We start from the raw sequence: 11,950 nt of genomic DNA on the forward strand, positions 1-11,950 counted from the left end.
TATTGGCGTCAGCTACAAGCCCTAATCCGACTGCAAAAAATCGATGATGCTGTCCAGCTGATGTAGGCCATCTTGATAGCCAATTTCGATCAGTCGGCGGGTGTATTCCTGCTCAAACAGCAGATAACTGGCCAGGCTGGAATCGGAGTGCTGGCCAATGCCCATCAGCCGGAACATGGTGCGAATGGCAAGCGGCAAGGATAAAAAATGCTCGCTGGCTATTTGATTGAAGTTCTGACTGGGGTTGATCAACAAACTGTCGATGGGTTTGAGATTGGTCTCAATGCCATGTTGCTGCATGGTTTGGATGGTGCCATTAATCCGTTGCATCCGCTCTAGATCCGAGTTCAGTGTATCGGCGAAGATGGTATCGAGCAAATGACCGGCTATGGTAGCCAGCCCCGGGTGATGAGGCAAATGCTGGCTGCGATCATGGCTACGGGGTTGCTCCAGACCGATGATCAGAATTTTTTCTGCACCAAGATGAATAGGGGCGCTTAACGGGGAAAGCTGATTGACCGAGCCATCGCCAAAATACTGTTGATGAATTTGCACCGATGGAAACAGCAAAGGGATCGCTGCCGAGGCCAGCAGATGGTGCAAGCCCAGCAAGGTACGCTGGCCACAACGTTTCGCCCGCCGCCACTCATTGGCGTGGTCGGACTGAAAAAAGGTGATGGAATCGCCATCGTTGTAACTGGACGCGGTGACAGAGACGCTGGAGAGGTAGCCTCCCATAATGTTGCGATCGATGCGCTTCAGATCCAGGATTTTCCCAAGCAATTGTTTTAGTGGGGTGTTGTCCAGCAGGCTGACCGCACGTTTGTTGGCGTAATCGGCCTGAAAGGCACTGAACAAGCCGCGCAGCAAATGCCGGAATACCCGAGGGTAATCCGAGTAGTACACCTGGTTGGTATGAAACTGGCGCCAGACCCACTCAATTTTTTTCACGCCCAAATGAAAGCAGGAAGCATAGCAGGCGATGCCGGTGCCATTGATGGCGCCGGCTGAGGTGCCGCAAATAATATCGAAAGGAATTTTACTGTTGCGCGGATACTGGCTGGCAATGGCTTTGAGCACGCCAACCTGGTAGGCCGCTCTGGCGCCACCGCCGGCGAGCAGCAAAGCAACTTTTTTTCTGCCCTGGGCTTCGGATCCTTTCATACGACTGAACTTTTACCTGTTTTCGGGCTCTTCTGAGTGTGCGCTTGTCCAGAGTCCATAAAACTCGTTAAACTGCTGGCTCAAAAAGGTTTATTGAGAATCTATTTGCTATTGTATGCTGAGCAGGCCACAAAGACGACCTTATTTATACTTCGCCTTGATTTATAGTCTGGTCGTAGAATGAATTGAACGCAACCTAATTACTAAACGAGGCTAGCTATGTCAGAGCGAGATCCCTCCGAGTCATCCGCAACATCAGCATCAGGGCAGCAGCTGTATTATCTGGGGTTGGCAGCCGTAGCAGTAGCGGTGTTGTTGGCCTTGTGGCTGTTGTTGCGTTCAGGCAGCCCTGAACCTGAGAGGGTGGTGGTACCGCCGGTTGCCACACCGGTAGCGCAACCCGTGCCGGAGCCGATACCGGAGCCAATACCTGAGAAAGCAGCGGAGCCAGATCCCATGCCAGAGCCAGTGACGGAGCAGCCGGAAGCTGTCGCTGAGACAGAAATCCTTGCCGGACTGCCTGCATTGGAGCCTGAAGACGTGCCTGAGCCAGAATTACCCGGCTTGAACGAATCGGATCCGGTGGTTAAAGACTCCTTGCTGGCGTTGCCGTGGCAGCCTGGCCTAGCAGGACTCTTTGTGCGCGAGGATATGGTACGACGCTTTGTGGTACTTACTGACAACCTCAGCAGAGGGCAAATCAGCAGCGATCATCTGGTGCTGACCACACCGGACACCCCTTTTGCGGTCAGAGAGCAGGAGGGGCAGCTTAGCCTGGACCCGGCCGGTTTCAGCCGTTACGAGCCTTACCTGCAATTGCTGGAAAGTGTCCCGGTGGAAGCCCAGTTGGCGCTGTTGCGGCAGTACCAGCCATTGCTGGATGAAGCCTTTGCTGAACTTGGGTATCCGGATACGCCCTTCGAGCAACGTTTGCTCGAAGCCATTGATTACTTGCTGGCGCAGCCGGTGATGGATGGATTTTTTGAGCTGGAGCTGCCGACAGTGATGTATCACTTTGCTGAGCCGCATCTGGAAGCAATGAACGATGTGCAAAAGCAACTGATCCGTATCGGACCAGACAACCAGCGCCGATTGAATCAACTGCTGCAACGATTAAAAAGTAAGCTGGAGTAGCGGCAAAGCGGCAACTGTGGTTGCAACCCTGGCAGCTTTTGCGCATAATGCGCCCTGCCAATGCGTTGGCCACTATGGTAACCCCATCGGTCCTCTCGCAATGCTAGTAGGTGAACTCGGTCAGGTCCGGAAGGAAGCAGCCGCAGCTTATGACGCATGTGCCGGGATGTGGCTGGTGGGGTTGCCACCCAATCAGCTCTGATTGTTCAAAAACTCCACTGCTTTTCGCACCGCTTCTTCGACCTTCATCTGCATCTCAAAGCGCTCACTCTGTGGCAAGTAAAATGCCATATCGACCTCGTAGCGAATGTAACGTGGCGGCAATTGATTCAGAATGATGCAGCAGAGGTCGGCCATATAATCCGGGTCTTTGCCCTGGTCCAGCCCTTGTTCGGAAATGTAATCAACCACCAGTTTTTCGTAGTAATTGTGAATATCATCGTTCAGGATCATGGCTTTTTTTCCTGGTTGTAAAGCAGCTTGTTGTAAAGCAGAGAGTACTGCCGTTTAGCATAATCGGCTTTTAGCAAAAAAACCACTGCATTGGTAATGCTTTGGCTGCTTGCTACAATGCAGCCCATAGGGCGTGTTGACCTTTGCTGTTTAGATTTTGTTCGCTCTGGCGGCGCTTTGATCGCGAAACGAGGAGCGTAGTTTAGTGATTCTAAATAAGTGACGAGTGACAAAGAGCAGAGCGTCGCCAGACGAACCCTTCGGGCAGCGCTTGGCTGGCATTTCTACAGCGTTAAAGCTTGTTTCATGTAGAATAACTACACCTTACAACCTTTGCCTTGTATAAATACCAGCCAAGCAGCTGAAAAAACAAACAGCAAAGGTCAACACGCCCTATCATCAACACGCCCTATCAAGTCAGGAAATAAAATCATGCAGAAAAATCAAAAGCCTTGTTACTACGGCGACTACCTTCAGCTGGACAAGCTGTTAAACGCCCAGGCGCCAGAAAGTGCCCACTACGGTGCAGAAGCCCATGATGAAACCTTATTTATCATTGTGCACCAGGTGTATGAGCTGTGGTTCAAGCAAATTTTGCATGAATTAAAGTCGGTGTTGGCGGTGTTTTCAGCCGAAGAAGTCAAAGATGAGCAGCTGACCGGCATTGTCCACAAGTTGAAACGGGTGATTAGCATCCAGCAGTTGCTGAATCAGCAAATTGCCGTGATGGAGACCATGACGCCACAGGACTTTATGTCGTTTCGTGATTACCTGGTACCGGCTTCTGGTTTTCAGAGTGTGCAGTTTAAAATGCTGGAAATTGGACTGGGCTTAAAAAGCGATTACCGCATCGACTTCGACAAGAACTCTTTTTACACCCGCTTAAACGACAAAGACCGCACCTTCCTGCAAGCGTTGGAGCATCAGCCCAGCTTGTTCGAGCTGATTGAAAAGTGGCTGGAGCGCATGCCATTTCTGGAGTTCGGCGACTTTAGCTTTTGGCAGCTGTACCAGGAGGCCACCAGCAGCATGCTGGATCAGGACGAAGCCATTGTGCGCGGCATTGAGCAGCTGGCGGAGCCGGAGCGGCAACAGCAACTGGCCGAAATTGATAAAACCCGCCACAAGTTTGCTGCACTGCTAGATAGCAGCGCTTATCAGGAATTGCAGCAACAAGGGGCTTTTCGGTTAAGTCAGCGCGCCATGCTATCAGCACTTTTTATCAGCTTGTACCAGGAAGAGCCGGTGTTCAACCTGCCGTTTCAGTTGCTGACTTGTTTGACGGAAATCGACGAGAATTTAACCATCTGGCGCTACAAGCACGCCATGATGGTGCAGCGGATGTTGGGCACGAAAATTGGCACCGGTGGCTCATCCGGCCATGATTATTTAAAACGCACGACTGAAAAGAATCGTATTTTCACCGATCTCTTTCATATGGCGACTTTTTTACTGCCAAAGTCGGCCTTGCCTGCCTTGCCTCAGCAGCTGAAAAAGCGTTTAGGTTTTTATTTTTCCGGCGAGTAACGGCGCGGTTAGTTCAAAGGCTGCTTTAAAAAGTTGCAGGTGCAGTTGCGTTAATGCATTCAAATCGCGCTGGTAGCCGCCGCCAATGACGGCTGCCAGCGGAATTTGTGCATTATAGCAGCGTTGCAGCACCAGCCGGTCCCGTTCCAGTAAAGTGGCTGTGCTCAGTTGCAATAAGCCCAGCTCATCCTGTTGGTGGCAATCGACACCGGCATCGTACAGCACCAAATCCGGTTGAAACCAGTTGAGCAGGCAATCCAGAGCCTGCGCCACTTCATGCAGGTAATCTTGCTCGGCGATATCGGCCGGCAGCGCCAGATCCCAGTCCGATGCCTGCTTGTGGTAGGGAAAGTTTTTATCACAATGCACCGAGCAGGTGATAATGTCGGGGTTATCGGCCAACATCAGAGCGGTACCGTCGCCCTGATGCACGTCCAAATCGAAAATCAGGATACGGCGCACACCTTGCTGCTGCAGCGAGCGGGCTGCAAACACCAAATCGTTAAACAGGCAAAAGCCAGACCCTTGATCGTAAAAGGCATGGTGGTAACCGCCACTTAAATGCAGCGCCAGACCCTTTTCAAGTGCAAGTTCGGCACAGAGCCGGGTGCCGGCCATCGAGGTCAGTGAGCGGGCAATCAGGGCTTTTGACCAGGGAAAACCAATGCGGCGCATCGCTCTGGCATCCAGCTGTCCACCACACAAGGCCCGGACATAATCAGGGCAATGCACCAGGCTTAGTTCGTGCGGTAGAATGGGCTCAGGCTGCTGAAATTGCGAAGGGGCAACACCAATGGACAGCAGTTGTTGCTGCAGCTTTTGGTACTTGCCAATGGGGTAGCGGTGCCGCTCTGGCAGCGACAGTTCACTGTAACAGCTGTGGTAAATCAACGGGACCGGCATCTTAACGCTTACGCTGCTCCTGAAACTGGATCTGTTGTTCGACTTCACTGATGGCACGACGGCAACGACCCAACCGTGCCTGCAACGCCAGTTGCTGCGCTACCGGCTGGTTTTGTTGCTGAGCCAGTCGCAGCATGTCTTCTAACCGCTGTTCAAACTCTTTGTACTGACTTAACTGCTGGTAAAGATCACGGCTGGATTGAGTGATTTGCTGCACCAGCTGTTGCGCCTTGCGTTTGCCCACTTTAAAGCTGTTGCGGGTTTGGTGATTGGCAAAGGCCCGGGTCAGGGCATGGCACTGAGCAGCTATGCGTTCAGCCAGCCTTTGCTGTTGTTCGGCACTGACACTCTGCTGGCCGCTTTGGAACTGCTGCAGTCGTGTTAATTGCTGCAAGGCTTCATCCACGTAATCGGTTAAAAAAGGCGAGTGGCAGCTAAAAAGTTCGGACTGAAACCAGTCGATGGGTTTGCCAGCCATAGGGGCTTTATCCAGCTGAACCGCTTGCTGGCGCAGTTGATCCAATCGTGCTTTGAGCTCATGCAATGGCGACATCTTAACTCCAGGCTTGCCAGGCCAGACGCAGCGCGATGGCAACCACCACACAGACAAAGACCGGACGGATAAAACGGCTGCCAAAACGAATGGCAGAATGAGCACCGAGCCAGGCTCCCGCCATCAGGCAAAGCCCCATCGCCAGCCCCAGCAACAGAAAAACATGCCCCAGCAGCAAGAAGACCACCAGCGAAACGCCATTGCTGATAAAGTTCATGGTGCGGGCCACGCCACAGGTCAGCAGCAGATTAATCCGGTACAGCGCCATGGTCGATACCATCCAGAAGGCGCCGGTACCCGGGCCTGCCACGCCATCGTAAAAACCCAGTGCCAGCCCCTGACTGCGCTGTTGCCAGAATAAGCGACGGTTTTGTGTTGGCAGCTCCAGATTATCATCCGGCACAACGCGGTTGAACAGGCTGTAGATGGCGGCCGCCAATATCACCACCGGCAGGTATTTCTCCAGCGCTGCCGGGCTTAACTGATCCACCAGCAGGGTACCAAGCGCAGCCCCAAGCGCCGTAAAAATTAAGCTCTGCTGCCAGAATCCCGGGTTGAACAAGCGCTTGCGGTAGTAAGTCAGCGAAGCGGTAAAAGAGCCGAAGGTTGCAGCCAGTTTGTTGGTGCCAAGTGCCAGATGGGGCGGTAATCCAGCGGTCAGCAGCGCCGGAATGGTTAACAGGCCACCACCGCCGGCGATGGCATCAATGTAACCGGCCACAAAAGCCACGGCGCACAACAGCAACAATACACTGGGATCGATGGCAAGTTCTGCAAGCAAGTTCGGGGTTCCTAATAATGAATCGAGCGCTTAAAGGGCGGCAGAGCATCCAGCATGGCTTTGCCATAGGCTTTGGTCACCAGGCGACGGTCCAGGATCACAATCTGGCCACTGTCCTGTTCCTGACGCAGCAGTCTACCACAAGCCTGCACCAGTTTCTTGGCGGTTGCCGGCACCGTCAGCTGTAGAAATGGATTGCCGCCCTGACGGCTGATGGCCTCGCTCATGGCTTCTTCCAACGGGGAGGTCGGCACGGCAAAGGGCAGCTTGGTAATGACCAGGTTGGTTAGCAGGGCACCGGGCAAATTCAGACCTTCGGCAAAGCTTTGAGTGCCAAACAAAATACTGGTTTTTTGCTGCTGCACTTGTTGCTGGTGCTGTTCGAGCAGTTGTTGCCGGGCCGCTTCACCTTGCACCAGTAGCTCAAAGCCTTGGGCTCGCAGCGCTTCAGCCACCTGATTCATCTGCCAGTACGATGCAAAAAGTACCAGGCTGGCTTGCCCGTCGGGCAGATAAGCCGGCAAGAGCTGGCACAGCTCTGCGGTATAGCCATCGGCGGTGGGTTCATGCTGCATCTTAGGCAGCAGGATTTGGCCCTGTTCGGCATAGGCAAAAGGTGACTCCACTTTCAGGGTCCGCACCCCTTCGAGCTGCTCCAGCCCAAGCTCTCGCAGTGGGTAATTAAAGGAGTTCAGCGCGGTCAGGGTGGCCGAACAAAGCACACAGGCAAAGGCTGGCCGGAACAACAAGCGCTCCAGCTGCGCCTGTACTTTAAGTGGGCTGGCACAACCTATGATGTGCGACGATGTTGGCTCGGGTTGTTCGACCCAGCGCGCTTGATAGGCTGGGCTTTGCTGAGGCTCGGCCCACAGCTGCCACAGCGCCTGTTGCTGGCTAAAGCGTTGGTCGAAGTACGACAGCTCTTGCAAGGTCGTGCTGATAGCTTTGCCCGGAAGCTGTTGCTCTGCCATTGCTTCACGCACCTTTTGATGCAGCAACTCCAGTTGATTCAGCACCTGGCGGCTCGACTTTGCCAGCGATTCCGCTTGCTGGCTCAGCAGCAGCGGCAAGGCGGCATCGGCAAAACGGTGCTGCGGTTGGTTCTGAAACCAGCTGGTGATAAAGGCCGGCAGTTGCAGTTTCACTGGCTGGTAGTCACGGCGGTAATCGTCAATCCGCTCTTGCAGTTTGATGGCGGTTTTAAGGGCTGACTCAGGCAAATTGGCCTGCATCCGCTGGCTGAATTTCAAGGCTTTTTCCAGCCAGACCTCTTGCCCCAGCAAGGGCGCACTCGCAGCTAAAAAGCTGCGGGCACTGTCCACCAGATGATGGCCTTCATCAATCACGTACACGCAGTCTTCCGGTGGTGGCAACTGAGCCGAGCCCGCTTCCAGATCGGCCAGTAAAAATGCCTGATTGGTCACCAGCACCTGGCTGCCACTGATTTCGGCGCGGGCCAGATGAAAAGGGCAGTGCTGATGCCGGCGGCTGGCGCGGTGGCAATGGTAGGGATCGGCCTGGATCTGCTGCCAGAGCGCATCCGGCACTGCAAACGGCAAGCTATCGCTATCGCCCAGCCAGTGCCGTTGCTGCCAGGCTTTAAGCAACTTGGCAGCAACGGCCTGATGTTTTGAACTGCTGTCAGGAAACAGTTCGGGTTGTTGCAGCAACTCCTGCAGACGCTCGATGCAGGCATAGCGTTGCCGGCCTTTGACCAGGCAAAACTCAAAGTCCAGCCCTGAGTGCTGCTGAAAAAAAGGCAGATCTTTGGCAACCAGCTGCTCCTGCAACGCCACGGTCGCGGTGGCGATCACCAGCGTCTTGTTGTGGGTGAGTACATAGGGAATGGCGGCCAGCAAGTAAGCCAGGGATTTACCGGTGCCTGTGCCAGCTTCGACCAAAGCGATGCGATTGTGGCGGTGGTAACTGCCGGCAATGGTATGGGCGATTTCGGCGATCAGTTGGTTTTGGCCGGGGCGTGAGCGGTAATTTGCGAGTTGTTGTTTTAACCGCTTTTGAACAAGCTGAATCTGTGTTTGTGTTTTTTTTGTAAGCATAAAGCTGCAGCAGGAGCTTGGTTTATTTATGATAACGCAGCACACAGTTTCGAGCTACGTCGGATTTCAGGGAAAGTTCATTTATTTTCTATGAATGCTTCAAGTGTAAGCTGGTCGCTTGTATGCCAATGTTTACAGTAAAATGGCTCGGTTGCGGGCGAAATTCTTGATGCTACTTTTTAGAGGTTGCGTTTAAATCCATCATTTTAAATGGTTTTTATTGATTTTTCTGTTTTCTTCCAATAATCGTGGAAGGAAAATTTGCCGGTAAAAAGTTTTAACATCTGTGGCTGAGTTAATTTCATTGCGAAAGTTCAATAAAAGGTGTTGACCCTGCAGAAAAATTACGTTTATCATCAAAGAGTGACGAACTGGGGGTTGCCCGGTTTAAGCGGAATGCCAGACGCCGAAAAGGTTTGGTCAATGTGAAAAATAGAATCACTTACTTACAGTGGTCCAGGGAGAAATACATGTATACAAATAATAAACTAAGCAAAGCTGTGCGCTTGGCCATTGCTTTTGGTGCTGCTTCTGCAACTGCTTTTACTGCGCATACCGTAGCGGCAGATGAAGAAGAATCAGCACGCGTTGAGCGTATTGAAGTTACCGGTTCACGTCTGAGAAGAACTGACTTAGAAACTGCATCACCTATTACTGTAGTAGACCGTGCTTCTATCGATGCCGGCGGCTTCCGTAACCTGGGTGAAATTTTGACAACACTGAACCAGGCGGATGCGCTGGGTTTGACCAACGTCACCAACGACACCAACGGCAACGACGGTACTCAGACCATTTCTTTGCGTGGTATTGGTTCAAGCCGTACACTGGTACTGGTTGATGGCCGTCGCTGGTTGGCATTGGGCGGTGGTCAGGTTGATATTTCTCAGATCCCAGTTGCTGCTGTTGAGCGTATTGAAGTTCTGGCTGACGGTGCATCTGCCATCTACGGTTCTGATGCCATCGGTGGTGTAATCAACATCATCACCCGCTCTGACTACGAAGGTTTCGAAATCGATGCCAGCTACGGTGGCAACTTCGAAGGTGACGGCGAAAACATGTCCTATGGCTTCAGCCTGGGTGTGTCCAATGCCCGTAGCAACTTGTTCGTCAACTTTAACCGCGTTGAACAAAGAGCTATCGGTGCCGGCGACCGTGATATCTCGGCTGTGCCTCTGGCAAACACCGACCTTTATCTGTCTGCCTTTGGTGAGTACGGTATTTTCTTTGTAGATGGTGCTTACCTTTCTCTGGATCCGTCCCGAGAAATTGCTGGTCTGGCACCAGGCGATCGTACAGCTGATGACTTCGTACTGTCTTCTGCGATTTACGGTGTCAGTGATGACTGGCCAGATACGCGTTTTAACTACGCGCCGCAAAACTACTTGATGACACCTTCAGAGCGGACCTCTGTATTTGTTAAAGCCAGCCATGAGCTGACTGACAACGTCCGTGCTTTTGGCCAGTTTACTTTCAACCAGCGTAAATCCAACACCCAGATTGCTGCTGTGCCTGTGACCAACTACTTCTCTGGTCCGCAGTGGCAGATCCCTATTGCAGCAGACAACGTATTTAACCCATTTGACACCGAGATCAACGGCTCTGGCTTCCGGATGTCTCCGGCTGGCCCACGTGACCGTTATCAGGACTACGACACCTACTTCGGTACTGTCGGCTTTGAAGGTGACTTCGAAATTGGCGATATGCCATTCTACTGGGATGTTGCCTACTCCCGTGGTGAGTCCAGCCGTCACGCCCGTGGTGAGAACTACGTGAACCTGGGTCGTCTGCGCAATGGTCTTGGTCCATCTTTCGTCAATGCCGATGGTGAGCTGCGTTGTGGTACTGCTGACGCGCCTATCGCCAACTGTGTGCCTGTCAACTTCTTCAATGGCGTGACTGGTATGACGCCAGAAATGGTTGACTACATCACCTACACTTCTCATGAAAAAACTGAAGCCCGGGTCCGCAACCTGACAGCCAACATTTCTACCGATTTGTTTGAGCTGCCAGCTGGTGTGGTCTCTATGGCGGCCGGTGTTGAGCTGCGTGAAGATTCCTTCAACAACGTACCTGATTCTGTCGTTCAATCTGGTTTGGGTTCTGATAACTTCCGTGAGACTACCCAAGGTGCGAAAAAAGCAGAAGAAGGCTACGTGGAGTTTGCTGTGCCGGTACTGCGTGACCTGCCAGGTGCCCAGAATCTGGAACTGAGTTTGGCAATGCGCTACTCCAAGTTCACCAACGATGGTTTGGTAGGCCCTAACCCTGTCACTGAGTCGTTCAGCAACAACAGTGGTAAAATTGGTTTTACCTACGTACCGTTTGAAGGCCTGATGCTGCGTGGTAACTACGCTCAGACATTCCGTGCACCTTCAGTCAGTGACTTGTTTGGTGGTGGCTCCGAGAGCTTCGGTGGTGCAACTGACTTGTGTTCTGACTCGCCTGCTGCTGGTTTTGCCTACTCACAGTTGACGCCAGAGCAGCAAGCGCGTTGTGCTGCTGTGTTTGGTATCGGCCCGGATGGCGCTCCGCAGCCAACCTCGCAAATTCGTCAGTTGGTCGGTGGTAACCCGTTCCTGCAGCCAGAAAGCGGCAACACCAAGACCTTAGGCTTTGTTTACAACCCAGATTTCATTGACGGTTTTGATATGTCAGTCGACTGGTTCAAAATCAGCCTGAAAGATGTACTGTCGTCTGTAGCGGCCAACACCATCATGCGCAACTGTATCATCGAAGCTGATGACACTGCTTGTGGTTTCATTGAACGTTCCGGTACCGGTGAAGTTCAGACCATTCGTCGTTCTTCATTCAACCTGGCCAGCGTTGAAGTGGAAGGTTTAGACCTGAGTGCTAACTACCGCTATGAAACCGACAGCATGGGTACCTTTGCTGTGCGTGTCAACAGCACCTACACCATGTCGGCCAAAACGACTCTGGGCCAGCTGTCTGAAGCACAAAGCGTAGTGGGCCGTGCCATTGGTGCCTTCGGTGGCCCAACCTGGCGTCTGCGTTCTAACATCGCTACTGTATGGCGCTACGATGATCTGGACGTGAACTGGACTATCCGTCACACCAGCAGCCTGACCGAGCCATGTGCGGCCGGTGAAGTTAACGTTGGTATCTGTAACAACATCGTTCAGAACGCCGATGGCAGCAACAATGTTGGTGATTCCTTCAACCGCATTGGTTCTGTGTTCTACCATGACGTATCGGTTGGTTATGAACTGCCTTGGAACGCCAGCGTTCGTGTAGGTGCTCGTAACGTCTTCCGTAAGGACCCACCTATCTCATTGACTGCGTTTGCGAACAGCTTCCTGCAGAACTATGACATCCCAGGTGGTGCTTACTTCATGACTTACCGTCAGCAGTTCTAAGAAC

The 11,950-nt window shown here is 52.6% G+C and carries 9 protein-coding genes and 1 other RNA gene; 4 read left to right on the forward strand and 6 right to left on the reverse strand.

Annotated elements, in window-relative coordinates:
* Positions 1-21 precede the first annotated feature (21 nt).
* Positions 22-1,164 (reverse strand): patatin-like phospholipase family protein, encoded by a 1,143-nt coding sequence (locus Q3O59_RS03210; RefSeq protein ID WP_305944204.1) that lies wholly within the window; start codon positions 1,162-1,164, stop codon positions 22-24.
* A gap of 219 nt (positions 1,165-1,383) precedes the next feature.
* Here Q3O59_RS03210 and Q3O59_RS03215 point away from each other — a divergent pair, with 219 nt between their 5' ends.
* Together Q3O59_RS03215 and ffs are read left to right on the forward strand one after the other, a co-directional pair.
* A complete protein-coding gene (locus tag Q3O59_RS03215; protein WP_305944205.1) occupies positions 1,384-2,298 on the forward strand; it encodes a DUF3014 domain-containing protein in 915 nt (304 codons plus the stop codon).
* Between the two features lie 84 nt (positions 2,299-2,382).
* An RNA gene (ffs, locus tag Q3O59_RS03220) (signal recognition particle sRNA small type) lies at positions 2,383-2,479 on the forward strand.
* An 11-nt stretch (positions 2,480-2,490) separates the two neighbouring features.
* Here the strand turns inward: ffs and Q3O59_RS03225 are convergent.
* Positions 2,491-2,751, reverse strand: coding sequence for a late competence development ComFB family protein (locus Q3O59_RS03225; RefSeq protein WP_228589641.1), 261 nt, complete (start codon positions 2,749-2,751; stop codon positions 2,491-2,493).
* A gap of 432 nt (positions 2,752-3,183) precedes the next feature.
* Between Q3O59_RS03225 and Q3O59_RS03230 the strand changes: the two genes are divergently transcribed.
* Positions 3,184-4,278 carry a tryptophan 2,3-dioxygenase family protein gene (locus Q3O59_RS03230; RefSeq protein ID WP_305944206.1) on the forward strand — a complete coding sequence of 365 codons (1,095 nt, stop codon included), beginning with the start codon at positions 3,184-3,186 and terminating at the stop codon, positions 4,276-4,278.
* Here the strand turns inward: Q3O59_RS03230 and Q3O59_RS03235 are convergent.
* The 4 genes from Q3O59_RS03235 to dinG are packed head-to-tail and all read right to left on the reverse strand — an operon-like array spanning position 4,252 to position 8,572.
* Positions 4,252-5,181, reverse strand: a complete 930-nt coding sequence (locus Q3O59_RS03235; RefSeq protein WP_305944207.1) for a histone deacetylase family protein — start codon at positions 5,179-5,181, stop codon at positions 4,252-4,254. The genes Q3O59_RS03230 and Q3O59_RS03235 overlap by 27 nt on opposite strands.
* Before the next feature lies 1 nt (position 5,182).
* Complete coding sequence (gene priC / locus Q3O59_RS03240; protein WP_305944208.1) at positions 5,183-5,734, reverse strand: primosomal replication protein PriC; 552 nt, start codon at positions 5,732-5,734, stop codon at positions 5,183-5,185.
* A 1-nt stretch (position 5,735) separates the two neighbouring features.
* Positions 5,736-6,515 (reverse strand): sulfite exporter TauE/SafE family protein, encoded by a 780-nt coding sequence (locus Q3O59_RS03245; protein WP_305944209.1) that lies wholly within the window; start codon positions 6,513-6,515, stop codon positions 5,736-5,738.
* An 11-nt stretch (positions 6,516-6,526) separates the two neighbouring features.
* The gene (gene dinG, locus Q3O59_RS03250; protein WP_305944210.1) at positions 6,527-8,572 is read right to left on the reverse strand and encodes an ATP-dependent DNA helicase DinG; all 2,046 of its coding nucleotides are present in this window, start codon (positions 8,570-8,572) and stop codon (positions 6,527-6,529) included.
* Positions 8,573-9,042: 470 nt separating this feature from the next.
* Between dinG and Q3O59_RS03255 the strand changes: the two genes are divergently transcribed.
* Positions 9,043-11,946, forward strand: coding sequence for a TonB-dependent receptor domain-containing protein (locus Q3O59_RS03255; RefSeq protein ID WP_305944211.1), 2,904 nt, complete (start codon positions 9,043-9,045; stop codon positions 11,944-11,946).
* The last annotated feature ends 4 nt before the right edge of the window (positions 11,947-11,950 follow it).

This window comes from Alkalimonas delamerensis (assembly GCF_030717955.1).
GTDB lineage: Bacteria > Pseudomonadota > Gammaproteobacteria > Enterobacterales > Alteromonadaceae > Alkalimonas > Alkalimonas delamerensis.